Consider the following 19,561-nt stretch of genomic DNA (forward strand, 5'->3'; position numbering starts at 1 on the left):
TTAGCTTGTAATTAGATTCATCAATCCGCTTCGTTTGTGGCACAGCCCTACTTCAACAATTGCCGTCGTTTCGGAACATGAACTCAACTATTTTTTCCCTTCTTCTTCAAATCATCTACATATTGCATGCCTTCCAGCATTGAAAGCCCTAAAGTTTTTCGTGCTATTTTTTCCGCCTTGATAGCCTCTCCCTGGCTAATTAATTTCCTTAATTCATCATTTATCGGGTTTTCCGGGACACCATATTGTTTAGACAACTGATCAAGGATGTGTTTTATCCCTGTGACACGGCGATTGATTTTCCAAACGATGACCATTATCCAAAGAATAGCGATGAAAAATAGTATCTCCATCACGTTAATTTCCATTTCATATCCCCTTTTCCCATTTTTTCTTTCTCATGCAGCTAAGCGTCAATATAAGCATGGTGGTATAGAAGACGGAACGCCTAAAACCCTTGGTATCTATTTAAATAACGGGTGTAGCTTTAATTCTTTTAAATCCCCAACTACACAGCCCAAAAATCAGTCCCGATGTTAGGAAAAAGAGTGAAACAACATTGCTTCCGGGGAAAACGGGTTCATGCTTCCAAAAGATAATGTTACGAATAATGTTGGTATAAAAAATACAAGAATACATCCAGCAGGATAGAGTAATCCTTTTATTTTTTTGCACTTTTTATCAATAAAATAGGTAATTCCTAAATAAATTGGAGTTGCCAGTAAAAAGAATGCAATCCCACCCCAAAGTAATACAGCTTTCATGTCACCACCGCTCAATGATTGCTCCCAAACAATTTTTAATGTCAGGATATAAGCGAAAAACCTCCGATAAAAGACAATAATGGGGTGATTACATATAAGTAAAAATTCACCATTCTACCCTCCCTTTTAAATGCAAGGTGTATATACAACTTCAATACTTAACCTTTAATTTCCTTCTTGATTTTCATTCTTTTAGCTTTTTGGGGCGCCAACCTTAAACTTTACAACTCCCGTAATGTTCTTTAAGATATTCATCTGAATATCTAAGTATCTCTAAATTATACTAACCCGGTCTAACGATAAAACACAGAACGCCTAAAACCCTTGAATTTTTTTGGGTTTTAGGCGTTTTTTAGTTGGTGCGAATGAAACGGGAAGGTGCAATTAACCTAATTCAACAGTGAAATAGCTATATAAAAAACAAAAAAAAAGCTGAAGCTCAATGAATCTTTAGCTCTTCAACCAGTTCTTAAAATGGCTCTAAATTATTTATCTGTTTTATTTATGATTTACTCGATTTTAAGAACAACCTTCCCCTTTGTCCTTCCACTTTCAACGTGCCTATGAGCCTCTACAATTTCATTTAAGGGAAAGCACTTTTCAATAACAGGTCTCACTATTTCTTTTTCCATAAGCACTCTTAATATGTCCAAATCACTGTCATTTGGTTTTGCAAGATGAATCTTAGGCTTCTTACTACCTATGAAAGAGCCTATCATCAATTGAATTGGATGATACTTGGGGTAGAGTGCGTGTTCTGTTATATAAATCCCGTTTTCGGTAAGAGAACGTAAACAACTGAAAAAGGTCCTCTTTCCGACAGCATCCAGTATAACGTCATATTTTTTTCCGTTGTGAGCGAAATCTTCTTGGGTATAATCAATTACATGATGAGCACCTAGATTTTTAACCCACTCCACGTTCGAGGTACTACAAACTGCGGTTACTTCAGCTCCTAAATACACAGCAAGCTGAACAGCAAAGTGCCCCACTCCGCCCGATGCACCATAGATTAAAACCGTATCGCCTGCTTTTATATTCCCTACATCTCGCAATGCTTGTAGGGCAGTCTGTGCAGCACATGGTATTGCAGCGGCCTCTTCAAAAGTTAAGTTATTTGGCATAATGGTTAGTACATTTTGTCTTGGGCAGACATATTCAGCATGGGAGCCGACACAACTTCCAAAAACATGATCGCCAATCTTAAATTTTTGTACATTTCTTCCTACGGCTTCAACTATACCCGAAACGTCTATTCCTAAAACTTGCACTTTTGGCTTTGTAAGACCATTTTCTAATCTGGTAGGAAAATAACCTTTTCGAAATAGATGATCATATTGATTTACTGAGGCGGAGACCACTTTAATTAATACCCTATCTTCATCCTTGATGAATGGCTTATCAACATCCCCAATCTCCATTACTTCAGGGGAACCATAGGTTTTATAAATTGCTGCTTTCAACTGTTTAGCCTCCTACGTATTTATCAAATTATTAGATATCTTTAAGCCTAACAATAAAATTGAACCCGCCTTATAAGGTGTTTACTGGATTTATAACTTTTAGTTTCTATAAAAAAACACTTCTTCCAGAGGCATGTCAAAGAAGTGTGCAATGCGAAAAGCCAGCTCTAAAGATGGGGAATAGTTACCCTTCTCAAGAGCAGCAATAGTTTGCCTCGTTACACCTACCTTGTCAGCTAATTGCTGCTGGGTCATTTCATCATGGTTAAATCGTAATTTTCTAATGTGGTTGCCGACAAGACTTTTACGCATATTAGACTCCTTTCCTATAATGGTAAAGTTTCGTAACCGAGCCAGTCACATCGGACATAAATCCAGAAGTGATTAGAATAATGAACATCATTTGTGAAGGCTGAAAGATGATGAGAGATCCCATTGCAAGAAGAAACCCTAGGATAAAAACAAAAAATGAATTTCTTGTTGCTCTCAAATTAATAATGTTATCCAGTTCATCCTCAAATGTTGGTTCCTTTTCGCCTGTCGTAATTCTATACACGATGTTAAAAACGATATTGATGATAATGTGGGCAATTATTGAAACTAAAATTAAGGTAAAGACAAAAGACCCCCAAAAACGATAGGTTTCTAGTGATTCCAGTCCATTTCCGGGAATTTGTGGATACATATACAAGCAAAAAGATCCAAAAATAACTATTACGCTAACCAAAGACACGATGCTTTTTTTCTCTTGATAAGTCATAGTCTCCCCCCTTCATGTAAAATAATATATGCATAATGTAATACATTATATACACCATGTTAAGTTTATGTTACATCACTTTTCGTACCGCTTTACTGTTTGAATCTCAACTTCTTATTCCACTAACCTGCCCCTTTTGCTGAATAAGAAAAGGGTGCTTAATCTTTAGTAAAACACCCGTTCGTACCATAAGGTCAGCCAGATATTTCTGGTTGACCATTTTTTATATGGTTTTATGATTATTGTAGCCTGGGTAGGACGTAAGCAATCGTGGGTGATAGAACCCGTCAACTAAACCGTCCGCCCCCTACTTGTAGAAGCATGATTAAGGCTGGTTGGGACGTAGATTTCGTATAACAAGCGAAGCTATGACACTACAAGGAGGATTAGGGGTTACCGGCAAACTATACGTGGAGGAGATGTAGAATGAATCCTGTTATTGGCCTAGATATAGCCAAAGGAGAAAGTTAGGTTCAAGCATACTTAGACAGAAGAGAACCTTACAAAAGCAGCTTCAAGGTGGCACACAAATTAGATGGATTGAAGTGTTTACATGATTTTCTCTTGGAGGTAGAAAGGGTCTCTGGTGTCCGACCACAGGCCGTATTGGAAGCTACAGGGCATTATCATACACCGATAGTTCAGTATTACGAGGAGAGAAACTACTTAATTATTATTGTTAACCCTCTCATTTCATATCGGGCAAAGAGTTCCAGTTTACGCAAGGTGAAAACAGATATAATTGATGCCCATCACCTCTGTGAGCTGTACTACAAAGAGGAATTAGTGCCCTATAAGAAACGTGGAATCCAACTGTTAGATCTCCGGAATCTTACAAGGCAACACGAAAACCTGACGAATATATACGTACAGACAAAACTACAATTCCAAGCGATTCTGGATCAGGTTTCCCCCGAATATCGTGGTGTGTTTGGGGATTTATACTCAGCTGTCTCCTTATTGACCTTAGTGGAATTCCCCACATCTAACGATGTATTAACAGCTGAAGAACAAGAGATATCTAATAAGATTCATGAACTTTGTAAGAGCCGTTCATATAGCTGGGCGGAAGCGAGATCACAGAAGTTAATTGATGCTGCTAAACGTAATCCGTTTCAAAACAACCTTTATCAGAGCCATATTCTAACCATGGAAATGTATATAAAAGTGTTGTTGGAATACCAAAAGCACCTATCCAGCTTGGAAAAGAGATAGATGTTTCGGCAAAAGAAATTGAAGAATATAAGATTATCCAATCAATTCCGGGTATCGGAGAAAAGATCGCTGCAACGATTATTTCCGAAATCGGTGAGATTGATCGGTTTAATCATCCGAAGAAACTGGTTGCGTTCGCTGGAATAGATCCGAGTATCTTTGAATCCGGCAGATTCAAAGGAACCGTAAACAGGATCACCAAAAGAGGATCAAGTAGACTAAGACATGCCCTATTCATGGCCGTCAAATGTGCAATCCGGGACAGTCGCAAAATGAAAACTACTGATGAAGTTATCCCGCGCAACAAGAAAATGCGAGCATTCTACGATAAGAAACGTGAAGAAGGAAAACCCTATAAAGTAGCTGTCATTGCCTGTGCAAATAAGCTTTTACATTGGATTTATGCCCTGTTAAGAACCAATTCTGCTTTTGTAGATAACGCATAAGAACCGATAACCAAATATAACAAAACCTTCCAACAGACTAAGAGGAAGGTTATTTGTTATACCCTTTTTTAAGTATAACAAGAAGTATTTCATGTTTCATTAAAAAATGTTGACAAACTATTAGCTGGTTTAGTTCAACAAGCATTATTTCTTTTTAGAAGATTTATACCCAATAATAATAATAACAGCAACAATTACGGCGAACCATATATACCAATCCATTTGATTTCCTCCTTAACTGACGAAACATCAATATGATAAATTGTTAAATAGCAGCGACATTTTGGAAAACAGCCATATACTAAGAGTTATGCTCTTTACACCAAAATATTCCATATTCCATTAACCTGCTACGTTAGCACAATAAGTTCTACAAAAAAGCGTTACTCCTTCTTGGAGCAACGCCCCTATTAGTTTAAGTGCATTTCTTCGCAAACTTTATTTATTAAGGCTTTGTTAATGTTCTAAGGGAATGAAAATAGCTTCAATCAATACAATGACCTCAATCCATCTTATTTCTTAGATAGTCCACAAATGTGATTTTCCCCATTTTTTGATTATCATTGGTGTTTTTACCATCCACAAATGATTTGTAAAGTACCCCTGGTATAGAAAAGCTAAGCACTTTATTCGTTTCATTATTAATCTTGATTTTCAGTTCAGCCATTTCTCTTAATGTCATTATGTCTGGTCCACCAAAATCATTAGTTCTTCCTTGGGGATCTTTATCCACTAAACCAATTAAATGATTGGCAAAATCACTTACATCGACACTTTGAAATTTAATGTTTCCAGGGACAATATATCTTTTAAAGTGAGGTTTTGATAAAAATAATTTTTCAACAAAGTTGTGGAACTGAGTTGCACGTACAATTGTATAAGGAATAGAACTATTCCTTAACAAATCTTCAGCTTCATATTTCAACTTATAATATTTCAATGGTATTCCATCTATGCCGACAATTGATGGATAAATAAAATGTTTTATGTATTGCATCTTTCTTAAAAACCCTTCAAAACCTGAAACCTCAACGATTTTTGAATCTTTAACCGGACTTGTTGCTGCGTGAATAATTACATCTACTCCTTTTACTGCTTCTTCTATACCTTCACCAGATAATAAGTCACTATAAACCCACTCGAAAGGTCCTGTATTTTCAGGTTTACTTCTCGAAGTTATTTTGACTTTATACTCAGGGCTTGTTAGTTGTTTTAGTAAAGCTGAACCTAGTAGTCCTGTTGAACCTGTCACCAATACCTTCAATTGCATCCACCTTTATCTTTAAATTCACCTTATATAGTTATATTCACAGGTTATTGACTTTATTCAACTAAACTGCCTCGTTAGTTGAACAAGAAAAAAGATGACTCTAAGCAGATCAATGATCTTTCAGAAAAGCACCAGATAGAGTAGTGTCACCATTCAACTATTACATTATTTTTTCCATCAAGAATCTTATAGTGAAAGCTTTTCGCTTGTTCATAAATACCATCTGGTAATTTCTCATATACAATATTGTCTGTTATTTTAACTTTTGATCTGTATATTTCATTATCCTCATCATCTTTCAATACATAGCTAACCGTTGTTGCATTGGGGTAGTTAAACACTCCTCCCCATAAAGCTATAATCGAACTGTGTCCAACAGGGGTTAATTTAATAATTTTAAATTGATTTGTTATATTAACGTTTTGAGCAAATTCCCCTCCTGCATTGTATATATACCTTGAATCTTCCTTAGTAAAAGTATTTAGGCTTAACATTGGTTGGCCCGAATAATCCTCATTCAAGAAAAGAACAACTTTATCTATATCATCTTGAAACAAGATTTCAACATTGATTCTTCCATCTTTATCAATTGCGTCCGAAAGTGAAGCAGAAGAACATCCTGCCAATACGAACAATAATAAAATTAACAACAAATATAAAAACCTCATGAACTCCCCCCAATGCTCTCTTTAGAATCATTTATTATAAACAACACACTTGAAGCAAACTGCCCCCATTAGTTCAAGAAAAAAAGTGCCATTCTAATTTATTAGAAACGCACTCCTTCCGCACAATAATTTACATATATTAACTTATTCAACACATTCGCAAAAAAACCTTCTACATTAACTAAACTGCTTCTTTAGTTGAACAAGAAAAAAGTGTCGTTTAAGCAGCCCAATGATCTTCAAGTAAAGCACCCGTTAGCTTGATAAGAAGCGTCTCACGAATTATATCCAAAAGAAATTACGAAAATTAATGCTACTAAAGACAAACCAAGTATGAGTGTACATAAAACAATAATTACTCCAACTAAACTTTTGGGTATGTTCGAACGATTTTTCCAAGTAGCAAACATTAAAATTAGACTCGCAAGTATAATTAACGTAAAAATCGAAAGAAGCATATAACGTTCTTTAACCAAGACCCACAGGTCCATTCTGTTCACCTCTTATCAACGTCTTTACTCAATCTCGGACCAAATTATTGAAAACAAGATCACAACACTCTTCAAGTAAAGCACCCGTTAGTTGAAGAAGAGTTACGCTTCCGAAGTAATAGGATGCTTTACGTATTTTGGAAAATAATTGTTACCACTAGTTTTTACAAATAATGTTCCATCACCTTTTATAAGATTACTTTCAAATATTAAGCCTTTATAATCTGGGGTGTAGTGAAAAACTATCTTTTTGCTTCCCTCCCCTAAAATCTCTATTAGAATATTATTAATATTTTTTTTGCTTACTGATAATATCAAAAATATCAATTTGGTTTTCTTCTTCTTTAAATATTATAATTACATCTTCGGATCCAAGGTAATAAATATCATTACAAAAAACGTTTAGACAATAATACATTAATATTCCTTGGGAATTTCCAGTTGAAAACCGATCAGAAACAGGTACTCTCTCTTTTGCAAATTCAAAAATAAAATTAATGTCATCTACATTTGTTATGTTCAGCTTACGAGGTTTGTTTTTTGATTTTTGATTCGACGAAAAATTAATAGAAAATTGATATTCATCCACTATTTCAAAGCCAAACTTCGGATAAAAATCTAACACACTGTCATTTGCAAAAAGATACATGAAATCGTACGTATGTTCATATTCCTCTAAAACCTTATTCATTAGACTTTTAGAAAGCCCCCTGTTTCGATAATCAGGATGGGTCATCACTGTTCCAACTTGTAACGCACGTTTTGCTCCCCTTCAATAATTAAGTCAATAATATTAATTGAAACATTTGCTACAACCTTGTCATCAACCACATATGAAAAGGGTATGTATCCATTTCCCCAAAACCCATGATGGTACCACCTTTTAAATTTCAAACCAAAAACACTGTTAGCAAGTTGGAAAAAGCTCTCTCTATGTTGCTCACTATCTCTATAATCTTGTATGAATTGTAATTCTCCCATCTAGTATTTCCCCCTTATACTTTTACTTCAATTTATTTAATACCCACATAATAGATATTGCCTTCATTTTTCACCTTTTTCAACAGTTTCCTTCTTCAACTAAACTGCTTCGTTAGTTCAACAAGAAAAAAGAGTTGCCTAAGCAACTCATGAATTAATAATTATTCCTTTTTTGGGGGAGTCGCTTTTCTTACCAACCTTCCCCCATCATAAAATTTTCCACATTCTCTCAATATATTAGTAGCCTCGGTCGCGGATGGTATTTTGCCATTTGCAGAAAATGTTAGATAATACGTTTTTGTATTTCTTCTGTGGACTACCCATGCAAAGAATTTCATTGCAAATCCATGTGCGCTCTTATTTCGGAATTGGGACATCACTTTTCCATCCCAAACAGTCATGGTTTGCCCATTTCCTCTGCCCCTTTTCAGTTCCCCGCTTAATTCTGCGTAAATGAGCCCTGATGATTTCTTCATTTGATTCATGATCATCAATGTTAACACTTGATTGACAAAAAGCTGAAATAAATTCAGTCCTTCCCCTCTCGTAAGAGATAAAAATGTTGTTTGTGGAAGTCGCTCCGGAATCTTCCCTAATACGAATTTGCCGTTTCCTTCGCTCCCCTTCTTTATAGTCCACTTTTTTTCCTTCATGCTATCCCCCCAAATACTAATGTCTTACATCATTAGTATTCTCTTCATGTATGATACATACTTTTTTATGGAGTTATGAAAAACACATAGTAGTCCGAATGTGCAACAAAAAAAGCCAACCAAAAGTTGACTTAACTTGTTAAACGAATGCACCCGTTAGTTTAATAACTTTTTTAGTTGGAACTTAAATAATTGTGAACTAAATTCACTCGTTCTCTTACCGTATAGTCTCCTTCTATTCTCAATATTGGGCAAACCAAGTCCGACATCCAATGTTCGTGTAACATTTTACTTCTAACTTCCATTCCTGCTTCATCATATAAAGAAGCCCACTCCAAAAAAGCCTTTGATTGGTCTTGTTTACTACCACCAGCTAATATTTCATTCCCATACCTTTGAAATTCCCTTGTTGCAATCTCTCAAGTCTTACATTTTGGGGAATCCACAAAAATATAACGAAGTCAAAATAGCTTTTAAATTCATCACCCCAACCACATATTGCCCCCGAAAGAACACAGTTTTGATTTATTGATAAATCATGTTTTAGCTTTTCTCTTCTTTTAGGTAAAGGTCTTTGTTCTGTAAACTTAGTTATCCAAAAATAGTCGTCTGTATCAAGATGAGTATAAGAAAGTTCCTCTGATAACACAGTGCCGAGTGTCGAAGTTCCTGAGCCGGCAGCACCAAATATATGTATATTTTTAATTGGAATCCCCTCCCAAAATATCCATTTCTATTATTTTGATTATACAGACAAAACTCATCTTTAGTAAAATTCCCTTCTTCAACTAACCTGCTCCGTTAATGTAATTACCTTTATGAAAGACACTATAAAATTCATGATTTAATTTCTTCTATATCTATACCACTGGCTGGTTTATTGGTAAAAGCGAACCAAAATTTATCCTGTGGACTAATTTGTACCAGTTTTGCATATTCCCCACGAACTGATATCCCTTTAATATCATCATTATTATTAACAACAGCGGTAATATAAAATGGAAGCCCCATTTCTGCTGTTGCTATGTAACCGCCATCTTTAAGATCAATAGAACCTGTACCAGTTATCCATTCCCAATCACCTTGTTTATCTCTTATAAAGCCTATATTTAAACTTTGATCTTTTTCGTAAAAAACAATTACCACATCTTCCTTAACTTCAAAATGCCAAACTGAATCAAAGTCATTATTATGCTCAACCATTATTTCTTTAAACCGATTTTCTAAGGATACGGTTTCTGGTACTGAACAGGCAGAAAGACCAAATAATAACAAAACCAATAATATTATATTTTTCTTATTCAAGTTCCTTCCTCCCTTTAACTAGCTTATACATGTTAAGTTAATAGTTTCAATTTATATATGTATTCATTAACTGCCTAGTTCAATATCTGAAGTAAACTGTTACGAACTGCAAACCATCTCTTTGTACTGTTATATTAATATGTTATAGTCTTCCTAAAAGGAGGAGTATTTTTGAAAAAGGTGATTGGATTAAGTTTTATTCTATTTGCTGGTATCACATTATACGGATGTTCAGGTATAATAGAAAATTCTTTAGATTCAAGTGATAGAGTTGCTTATGAAATTGCTACTAAACAAGAAACTGGTAACGGAAGTATTGAATTATTAACACCGACGATTACAACAAAAGATAATCAATTAGAATTTATCACTGAGGGAATTGATGAAAATAAAGTGACCTTTATTTTTGTTGCCAATAAAAAAGTATTTGAACAAAAAATAAAAAATGATGAAACCTACAAACTTGACATTATGGGTATCAAAGATGCTCATAGGACGGACTACAAGCCAAAAGTTCAACTTATGCAAACTATAGATGATACTGAAAGTGGAGATATAGTAATCTTTAAACAAGTTCGATATACAGTCAAGAAAGAGTAGTTTTATAGTTGTTTAATTTCAATTTAATGAACAAAAATAACCCCACATACTATATTATTGAACTAACCTGCCTCGTTAGTTCAAGAAGAAAATAGAGCCCTCAAGCCACCCGTTAGATATCTAACCAACATTCAGCAAAAGTGGTAATTAATAATGAAATTATTACTCCGAAGACTTACATGGCTACATGTGAGTTATATACCTTTTTGAATTTCATAAAACTTATGATTCTCCATAACCCAACATACACAAACAGAGAAATAATAGATAAAGCATTTAAAGTCAAAGCATCAATGCCTGGAAATAAGTAATCAGCTAATCGTCGGATAACAAATACTGAAATTAAAGCAAACACAAAACCAATGCTCTTTTTCGCATATATTTTTCCATCCTCTCGAATCTCGTAACCAGTTGTATAAATCAATGGAAGAGATAAAATAGTGCCAAATATCACTGAAACGACAATTTCTATTGAAGTCATGTGAACAGATGGTTGTATCACCACAGAAAAGGCAGGTGACATATAGAGCAGCGGCAGCAAAATTCGCAAGCCAGAACCTTTAATTGGGCGTACCATAGCTCTTGTTCGCCTCCAAAGTATCAATCCAAAAATAACAAGTAAAATTGCGTACATTCCATATTGCATGTTTATTGTCCACTCCATCTCTTATACTTCAATTGTAATCGAACATCTAAATTGACAATTTCGAATAAATGGCAAATTTATAGAAATTAATAGAACTTAAAGGAAGTTTTACTTTCACACAACCATCAGCTAAATTTTCCTTCGATTTGATTTTTGATCGCATATTTAAATATTCAATGAACAGGGTTTGTAGTTGTTTATCATGTTCAACTAAACTGCCTCTTTAGTTAAACATTAACAGCTAAGTTGAAACCAACCTGTTTCGCTTGGGAAATCTTCTCGTGATAGGACTTGCCCGGTAATTAATTGACGATATGAAGTAATCGTACCATCGTGGGAAATGACGTAGACCCTTTCTTTATTTAGATGTCTACATTTCAATATAAAAATCCGTGCTAATTCTTCAAATACTTGATCAAGCATGGTATTTATACCATCGTTCCACAATTCCGCCGAAGATTCCATATCCAATTCAAAGGTTGGATAGTCTTTTTTGATTTTTTTTAAGGTGAGGATTTTATCACAGGGTAATGTCTTTTTGTTAGGGAGAATCGGAAACATTCGTGGAGATATTAATGGGCTTACAATCTTACGACAATTTACATTTTCACTAAAGATGGCTGCTGTTTCCAAAGTTCTACTTACTGGGCTAATGAAAATGACATCATCTTCAACTAAAGGAAATTGGGCTTTTAATTTTCTTGCTTGTTCAATACCTAAAGCAGTTAAAGACGGATCATTATGCTGTAGGCTCCTGGGCAAATCCAATGTATGCTCCCCTTGCCCGTGTCGAATCATTATCAAATCCATTCCATCACCACCTATATAGTTTTCTTTCTACCCTTATAATTCTATGATGTTTTAATTTTATATTAACACATATCTATCTATTTCGAAATTTCATAGTCAAATTGAGATACAACAAAAAAGGACACCCATTCAAATGTGAATTGTGTCCCAGAACCCCTTATTATTTATGAATACACCCTATAATTATTCCGGCCATTTTCTTTCGCCTCATACAAAGCCGAATCTGCATTCGCTAATAATTCATCCATGCTATCTCCATCTTTCGGAAATACAGCAATCCCGATACTGGATGTCGTATTGAATTCATGTTCGCCAATTTCCCAGTTTTCCCTTAAAGAAGTTACTATTCGCTCAGCTGTAGCGATTGCATTTTTATCGCTTTCAATATGAGGCAGAAGGACAAGAAATTCATCCCCGCCTTGGCGGGCAAATATGTCGTCCTTTCGAAGAACCCCGCTGACCCTATTTGCAAACTGTTTCAGAAGCACATCACCAATGGAATGGCCAAGATGGTCATTCACCCATTTAAACTTATCGATATCCATATATAATAAGGCACATTTTGAATTGTTCAGTTTAGCCTCTTCCAATACCTCGCTCATTTTCTCATGAAATAATCTACGATTGGACAATCCGGTCAACTCGTCATGAAAAGCCATCGATTTCAACTTTTCACGTAAACTTCGTCTTTCTTCAATTTCACGTGAGACAATTAAAAGATAACCTTTTCCTTTTTCTTCATAGTATGTGCCTTTTGATTCTACCCAAATCCATTCCTTTGTTCGATGTCTATATCGAAACTCCAAATCGCAATTCTGTTTCGAGATGAATAATTCCCTTGCCTGCTTTTGAACAATTGGATAGTCTTCTGGATGAATTTTATATGAAACTGGTTTCCCTAAATAATCTTCTGGCGAAAATCCCAAAGCGGGATATGTTGAATGTGATGCATAGGTGATTATTCCCTCTTCATTTACAACAGTTACCAAATCGGTCATATGTTCAGTGATTAAACGGTACTTCTCTTCGCTATTTCTTAACGCTTCTTCGATAACTTTTTTCTCCGTAATATCCCTGAAAATCACATGTACCGCCGGCTTATTTTCATATTCAATCCCTAAAAAAATCGATTCTGTTATGAATGATGATCCATCTTTACCCAACATTTTCTGTTCGACGGTTTGTTCAGGAATCGGCAATTTCAATTCAGATCGTTGAATCATATCCGCGATGAATTTCATAGAATCAAAAGGAATTAAATTCAATACATGCATTCCAAGAAGCTCAGTTGGTTCATGATATCCAAACGTCTTTACAGCAGCTTTATTAATATAGCGAATAATCCCTTCGCTTAAAACAAAACTCGGTTCAGGAGAAGCATTTAGCAATTCCTTATATTTATTCTTACTTTCAATGAGATTCTTTTCCATCCTCTCTCGCTCGGAAATATCCTGCGATATTCCAGAATACCCTACTAAATTGCCCTCTTCATCGTAAAGAGATGAAATTGTTATACTGACCGGAATTAAAGTACCATCCTTCTTTGAACAATTTAGTTCCATTCCTTTAATAAAATGATCATTCGATAACCTTTCCTGTTCATGCAGGATCATGTCATGCCGTTCTACAAGAAAATCACTCATCGGTTTGCCTATAACTTCTTCAGCCTTCCAGCCAAACATCTCTTCGAATGCCTTATTGACCTGTATAATATTCCCATTTAGGTCAACCACATCAATCGCATCGACTATCGAAGAATAGAGCGTTCGTAGTTTTTCTGAAGTTTCTTGCAGAGTAGCTTTTGTTTCTACAAGTTCAGTCACATCTTTTGTAATCATTAACACATTGACTAATTTTCCATGTTCTTCAATAGGAATCGTCTTAACTTCAAGATGAATCGTGCGCCCCGATTTATCACAGGTGGCTATTTTAAAAGAGCAATACGCACCGTCCAACACGTTACAATCCTTTTCTAACTCTACTATAGACGGCAAGATTTCCCTATAGTTTCTCCCTTTCATTTCTGAAGTTGAGTAGCCAAACACATTCATAATAGCCCAGTTCGCTGAAACTATATTTCCAAAGTGATCTAAAATAAAAATAGGATCCTGGTTATTAACGATCAATGACGTATATACATTGCTTGGAACGTTTTTCAAACTATTTTCCACTACCATCCCTCTCCCTATATCGCTTTCTATAACTATACTTTTTACCCGTATTAAAAAGCTAAAAACCAGTGGGTTTTCAGCTCTGTTAACAAAACTATTCTATTTAAATAATCCTTTTTGGAACTCAACAACTAACTCGCCATTTTTATCCATAAATGCCTTCACATTAAAAGCAGTTTCTGTAAATTGATAGGAGAACTTACCAATTTTCAATACAACACCTTCCATCGCTCTTCTAATTCGGATGGTTTGATCTTCAGATACTGAAAGGAGAGTTAATGACGAATTAAGTGATCCAGCCACCCCGACCGAAATACCCTTCTCGGCCACTATTTTACCGCCTCTGAATTTGTTATTTATCTGTACATGTCCACCGGACTGTATATTTGTATTGATACAGCCATGGTCCGTCACAAAAACATCACCATTGCAGAAAATATTACAATTCATCGCTTTCGGGATTTTAATAAACGACTCTTCGGAAATAGACTTCATACTTTCCTCAATGCTCTGTTTCATGTCACTAAGCAATTCCTCGAGAGTTTCAAGATAATCTGGAACGACGATTAACGATAGAAAACAACGTTCTAACGAAAGGCAAATCTTTAACCATTCACCATTCAATAAGGTATCTTCTCTGTCCGTGATCAAAGCACTAAGTTCTAAAATTTGGTTAGGAAAGTACTCAAACTTACTTTGGATTATTGAATGCGTAATGGCTTGTATATTATTTCCGTGGAGATTATTTTTAAATTCCGATGAGTTCATGACAATAGAAAGCAGCGCTTTTATTTGTTCGGTTGTTGAAATGATGTTAGTGACCTGGTTAATAATGTCTTCTTCAAAAAAATCATTTTCTGCAGCAGTTATTGTAGAAGAGTTACAGTTGCTATTCGTAATCACACTACCGGTCGTTGTGATGATTGCATTATTAATTGCTTTATGAATTAGAATATCACCAAAAGCCTCGACTACCATATTGTCTGTTACTTCACCAACCACTTCCACATCGCCTTTAAATCTTATATTGCCCGATGACAAATCCACGTTTCCTTGATGGGTTAACTTCCGAATGATTGCAGCCCTAACGAGTTGCCCTGTTTGTTCTATTAACGGTCTTCCACATTTCGTTGCAATAATTTTATCCCCTTCTATGGCAACCCCATTACCTAAATGAGTTACTATTGGGAAAGTTTTATCACATGGGATTGGCTCATTTCGAACTGTAAAGCCTTCCTCTCCATTTGTAGGTGGGTGGATGATCGCAAGGACATCATCTATTTCTACGACTGGAATCGATTTTATTTCCCTAAAATTGACACGGCCATCCTCATTCACTTTAAGAACCTTTTCGATTTTAGTTTTGACGAGAGTTTTTAGCCATCCATTTTCACCGTTCTTTGCCGGGCTTCCATTTGCAATCACAAATATTTTAGGTTGGGATTCGGTTGTTTGTGTCGCTTTTTCCATTTCATCGTGGTTTAATCCTATATTGACACCTAACAATTCCATTTCCTGAATAATATCCGAGATTTCCAATGTGTTTTGAATTTCTTTAGTTTCAACAACCATAGGAACAAGATGCTGAGCAGGTTCTGAATCTATAACTTTATATGTCAATCGATATCCCGGTTTCACAGTTATCCTTGCTTCCAACATATCGGTGGACAATGAAGCTTTCCACTGTGTCTCTCGGACTATGATTTCAGACTCAAGCACGTAATCATCATCATCAGATAATACAACTGTTCTATTTGTTGCTTTTTTTCCATTAATAAGCAATGTGAAATTTTGTGGGATTGTAAGTTTAGTCTGTTTTCCTTCAACCGGTTTACAGTATATTTTACCGTCTTTAATCCAAGCTTTTCCTTCCTTTGTATCAACGGGTTTTTCGTTAAATTTAGGTGGAAACTCCTGTAAACTTAAAAGGTCATTTAAAAAATCGGGATTGTTTGAATCTCCCTTTTTTTCTTTCATTGTCAATCTGACAACCGCCTTTTCGGAAATAAACAATTTATTTTTTCTATGTTGTATAACCTCTATATGAACATTGTTTTTAGTACTATTTAGTTTAGCGAGTCCTGATTGAATAGCTTCATCAATGTTATTCCCTTTTGTGATTACAAAATGCATGTTTCTACACCCCTATAACACTTTTTATCCTAAACTCCTATACTTTCCAGATTCAATATAGTGAACTTTTTCAATAAATGTATGACTATCCACCGGTTTGCTAAATAAATATCCTTGTCCAATCAGGCATTTATGCTCTTTAAGGAACTGATAATGTTCCGAAGTCTCAATTCCTTCGGCAACCACTTCCAAATTCAGATCAGATGCAAGGTGAATAATTGTTTTAACAATAGCCTGGTCAATTGGGTTTTGAATCAGGTCTTTAATGAATGATTGATCAATCTTTAATACATCCACGGGAAAATTCTTAAGATGGGCTAAATTACTATACCCAGTTCCAAAATCATCGACACTGATCTTTAACCCAAGTGATTTTAAACGTTTGAGTGTACTAATCGTAGCAGGAACGTTCGCCGTCATACTTTCCGTAATTTCAAGTTCTAAATAATGCGCAGAAAGAAGGGTATCGTTTAAGACCCCTTTCACAGTAGAAACTAATTCATCACTAGTAAATTGTTGCATCGAGAGATTTACTGACATAATTATTGGAGTATATCCATTTTCCTGCCATTTCTTATTCTGTTGGCAGGCAGTACGAATTACCCAATTACCAATCGAAGTTATTTCACCAAGCTCCTCAGCAATAGGAATGATATCATTAGGATAAATAAGACCCAATTTCGGATGTTCCCACCGCACAAGGGCTTCTACTCCAATAACCTTGTTAGTTACGAGGTCTACCTTAGGCTGGTAATGCAATCGTAATTCTTCCCTCTCAATCGCCTTTGGTAGATCAGTGTATAGTTTTGTTTTTCTCTTAGTTGTATCGACTAAATGCCAGTGTGTTTTTTCAGAAATATTATCTTTCATTTATACACACCTGTCCTTTTTTAATTTCAGAATACTATTCTTACTATTATTATCAGGTATCATACAAATTTTGACAATCACACATAGTTCCTATTATCCTCCTAAAGGGGTCATTAGACATAGGAACGCAGTACTAATCAAGACTTTACTCATACCACTAAATCAAATTATCAAAACATTCTATCGGGAATTATTTATTACTACAATCATCATAAAATATAAAATAATTACTTTTTATTAATAAAAAAGTCAAGAGGTAATAAATCCCTCCTGACTTTCGGTATCATATATTTTTAATTCCACCAAATCCCATTTGATACATTTTTGCTATAGCCTGGGATCGGTAGACAACTCCTAATTTACTTAAAATATTTGTAACATGATTCTTCACTGTATGCTCACTGATGAATAAGGTGCCGCCAATTTCCTTATTACTAAGTCCTTTCATCATTTCACCTAAAACTTCTTCTTCCCTTTTCGACAATCCAAGGTTGACAGGTGCTGAAGGTTCATCAGTAAGGTCCTCAGTCAATTCAATCGTTTGATCACTCTGCTTTTGTCGTTTAATGAACGAGCTAAATGTTGTCTTAATTTCAGAATGAATAAGCTCTAAATCCCTCACGGATTCAATTGATTTATCATTCGTATAGTATGTCCAAACAGCGGCAACTGCTTCAATCAGGTGACTTCCGGAACTTTTTTTATCCAATACATTATAGAACTCCGTCATTCGCTCAATCAGTTCTTTATCTTTCAAAACGTTAGTCACAAGTTCACGGCCGCAAACGGAGAGTATAGCTATTTTATCGATAGCCGAAGTTTCTTCTATACCAATTTCCATAAAAAATTTGGAGGTTGTTATTTTAATTTGTTGGGCGCGATTATATTGTGTAGGCCTAAAGTGTAATAAAATCTCTTCAACCCAGTTCATGAAGAGCTCAGTACTATTTTGGCTTGTTCCATTATCATTTAGGTTATTAAAAAGGATAATACGCGACGCGCGTGCTAAATTCCATAAAATTCTATTATACTTCTCTATACTATTGGCTGATTTGTAACCAATTGAAAGAATACCATGAACAGCATCGTCTAAAATAAAAGGAAATTCTAATACATCAACGTTCCATGATGTCTTTTTCATTCTCCATTCATCTGCTTGTGTCTGGAAGTCGGTGTCCATCAGTTTCTTTGCGAGTTCATGACAATAATCGCGGATCTCCTCTTCGGACATCCCCCTTGTCAAGATTTCAATTTGATTGGGAGTGGAGTTGGTTTTATAAACGAAAGAAGAAAATTCGAAGTCTGTGAAATTCATACTAAGATCAATTAAAAGATACAGAGACTTTTTTATGTCCTTTGCAGACTGTAGGACCTTCAGAATATCCTCAAATAATTGAGATTCAACTTGTAAATCTTTATTATTCTTTTCCATCCTTGTTTTTAGTAAATAATTATTCATAAGTGATGCGCAAATCGTAAATTTATCGTATAAAAAATCATTATTCGTAATAACCTCACGTATGCTCCCACCAAATAGAAGGCCAATCACTTCATTCTTATCGAATAAAGGAAAACAGAATAGGCTAAAAACATGCATTTTATTTTTGGCGAATACTCGATTTCTTGCATCACTGGACATATTCTCTATAAAAAGATTTTCTTTGGTCGCGGCAGAGTAACCCATTAAACCCTCACCAGTTTCAAATTCATACCCTAATAGCATCGGATTATGGTCCCCAATAACTGTATCAATAGTAAACATATGTTTCGCTGTTTTAATGGCTAATCCCATAAAATCAATTTCTTCGAAAAACATTCCCGTGTCTAACAATGATTGAATCGATGCCGATCCATTATTTATGGAATTTAAATTAGTGGAAATAAGATTTGAAAAGTCTTTACGTGCCTTGTTTTCATCCAGCATTTTTGTAAAAGACGCGATTGCTTCTGTCATCGTTTTGATTTGATCAATTTTGTTCGATAACTCCTCATATGCCTTCGGATTTTCTTCCCATGGCATTACACGAATCGTATTAGCAATCATTTCATCCGTCTGGGGTTTGTCGATATATCCGGCAATAACGAAATAGATTGACCGATTTTCTTTCGTTTTAACGGGTGTAAAGATAATTTTTATTCCAGATGCCGCATCCAAGAGTAATGTGTCTTTGACGTTATCAAGCTTTCTAATGAAATTGACAAGGTCCTTTGGAACAATATATCTTTTAAATCGTTCTTTGGCCGCTTCATGTTCCCAAGAAATATCCGTCTGCAATTCCCATGCTTATCAACAATCATTATAGTTAGACCAGTCA

General features: G+C 35.2%; 18 protein-coding genes and 2 pseudogenes. 2 read left to right on the forward strand and 18 right to left on the reverse strand.

What is annotated here, in order from left to right:
- Positions 1-83: 83 nt before the first annotated feature.
- The 5 genes from QNH10_RS14435 to QNH10_RS14455 form a co-directional block, all read right to left on the reverse strand.
- Entirely contained in the window at positions 84-368 is a 285-nt protein-coding gene (locus QNH10_RS14435) for a hypothetical protein (RefSeq protein ID WP_283732089.1), read from the reverse strand.
- 168 nt (positions 369-536) lie between these two features.
- Entirely contained in the window at positions 537-764 is a 228-nt protein-coding gene (locus tag QNH10_RS14440) for a hypothetical protein (RefSeq protein ID WP_283732090.1), read from the reverse strand.
- Between the two features lie 509 nt (positions 765-1,273).
- On the reverse strand, positions 1,274-2,227 hold the full coding sequence (locus QNH10_RS14445; RefSeq protein WP_283732091.1) for an NAD(P)-dependent alcohol dehydrogenase: 954 nt from the start codon (positions 2,225-2,227) through the stop codon (positions 1,274-1,276).
- A 99-nt stretch (positions 2,228-2,326) separates the two neighbouring features.
- Positions 2,327-2,539, reverse strand: coding sequence for a helix-turn-helix transcriptional regulator (locus QNH10_RS14450; protein WP_283732092.1), 213 nt, complete (start codon positions 2,537-2,539; stop codon positions 2,327-2,329).
- Position 2,540: 1 nt separating this feature from the next.
- On the reverse strand, positions 2,541-2,987 hold the full coding sequence (locus QNH10_RS14455) for a hypothetical protein (protein ID WP_283732093.1): 447 nt from the start codon (positions 2,985-2,987) through the stop codon (positions 2,541-2,543).
- A 426-nt stretch (positions 2,988-3,413) separates the two neighbouring features.
- Here QNH10_RS14455 and QNH10_RS14460 point away from each other — a divergent pair.
- Positions 3,414-4,648: pseudogene (locus QNH10_RS14460) on the forward strand (IS110 family RNA-guided transposase).
- Between the two features lie 502 nt (positions 4,649-5,150).
- On the opposite strand, the gene QNH10_RS14465 reads toward QNH10_RS14460, so the two are convergent.
- The 7 genes and pseudogenes from QNH10_RS14465 to QNH10_RS14495 all read right to left on the reverse strand — a co-directional run bounded on the left by QNH10_RS14465 (position 5,151) and on the right by QNH10_RS14495 (position 10,016).
- Complete coding sequence (locus tag QNH10_RS14465; protein ID WP_283732094.1) at positions 5,151-5,912, reverse strand: SDR family oxidoreductase; 762 nt, start codon at positions 5,910-5,912, stop codon at positions 5,151-5,153.
- A gap of 152 nt (positions 5,913-6,064) precedes the next feature.
- Positions 6,065-6,586, reverse strand: a complete 522-nt coding sequence (locus QNH10_RS14470) for a hypothetical protein (RefSeq protein ID WP_283732095.1) — start codon at positions 6,584-6,586, stop codon at positions 6,065-6,067.
- Positions 6,587-7,363: 777 nt separating this feature from the next.
- Complete coding sequence (locus tag QNH10_RS14475; RefSeq protein ID WP_283732096.1) at positions 7,364-7,813, reverse strand: GNAT family N-acetyltransferase; 450 nt, start codon at positions 7,811-7,813, stop codon at positions 7,364-7,366.
- Entirely contained in the window at positions 7,813-8,058 is a 246-nt protein-coding gene (locus tag QNH10_RS14480; RefSeq protein WP_283732060.1) for a hypothetical protein, read from the reverse strand. Before QNH10_RS14480 ends, QNH10_RS14475 begins: the two co-directional genes overlap by 1 nt.
- Before the next feature lie 161 nt (positions 8,059-8,219).
- Positions 8,220-8,711, reverse strand: a complete 492-nt coding sequence (locus QNH10_RS14485) for a hypothetical protein (protein WP_283732097.1) — start codon at positions 8,709-8,711, stop codon at positions 8,220-8,222.
- Positions 8,712-8,884: 173 nt separating this feature from the next.
- A pseudogene (locus QNH10_RS14490) lies at positions 8,885-9,417 on the reverse strand (ATP-binding protein).
- Between the two features lie 131 nt (positions 9,418-9,548).
- Positions 9,549-10,016: a hypothetical protein gene (locus QNH10_RS14495; RefSeq protein ID WP_283732098.1), complete on the reverse strand. Its 468-nt coding sequence runs from the start codon at positions 10,014-10,016 to the stop codon at positions 9,549-9,551.
- A 171-nt stretch (positions 10,017-10,187) separates the two neighbouring features.
- Here QNH10_RS14495 and QNH10_RS14500 point away from each other — a divergent pair, with 171 nt between their 5' ends.
- On the forward strand, positions 10,188-10,616 hold the full coding sequence (locus tag QNH10_RS14500) for a hypothetical protein (RefSeq protein ID WP_283732099.1): 429 nt from the start codon (positions 10,188-10,190) through the stop codon (positions 10,614-10,616).
- A gap of 175 nt (positions 10,617-10,791) precedes the next feature.
- Here the strand turns inward: QNH10_RS14500 and QNH10_RS14505 are convergent, their stop codons facing one another.
- From QNH10_RS14505 to QNH10_RS14530, 6 genes are all read right to left on the reverse strand, one after another.
- The gene (locus tag QNH10_RS14505) at positions 10,792-11,280 is read right to left on the reverse strand and encodes a CcdC protein domain-containing protein (RefSeq protein WP_283732100.1); all 489 of its coding nucleotides are present in this window, start codon (positions 11,278-11,280) and stop codon (positions 10,792-10,794) included.
- A 216-nt stretch (positions 11,281-11,496) separates the two neighbouring features.
- Entirely contained in the window at positions 11,497-12,072 is a 576-nt protein-coding gene (locus QNH10_RS14510; protein WP_283732101.1) for a histidine phosphatase family protein, read from the reverse strand.
- Positions 12,073-12,236: 164 nt separating this feature from the next.
- Entirely contained in the window at positions 12,237-14,243 is a 2,007-nt protein-coding gene (locus QNH10_RS14515) for a PAS domain S-box protein (protein WP_283732102.1), read from the reverse strand.
- Between the two features lie 99 nt (positions 14,244-14,342).
- A complete protein-coding gene (locus QNH10_RS14520; protein WP_283732103.1) occupies positions 14,343-16,376 on the reverse strand; it encodes a FapA family protein in 2,034 nt (677 codons plus the stop codon).
- Between the two features lie 24 nt (positions 16,377-16,400).
- Complete coding sequence (locus QNH10_RS14525; RefSeq protein ID WP_283732104.1) at positions 16,401-17,246, reverse strand: putative bifunctional diguanylate cyclase/phosphodiesterase; 846 nt, start codon at positions 17,244-17,246, stop codon at positions 16,401-16,403.
- Between the two features lie 283 nt (positions 17,247-17,529).
- On the reverse strand, positions 17,530-19,521 hold the full coding sequence (locus QNH10_RS14530; RefSeq protein ID WP_283732105.1) for a LuxR C-terminal-related transcriptional regulator: 1,992 nt from the start codon (positions 19,519-19,521) through the stop codon (positions 17,530-17,532).
- Between the last annotated feature and the right edge of the window lie 40 nt (positions 19,522-19,561).

This window comes from Sporosarcina thermotolerans, assembly GCF_030067815.1.
Lineage (GTDB): Bacteria > Bacillota > Bacilli > Bacillales_A > Planococcaceae > Sporosarcina > Sporosarcina thermotolerans.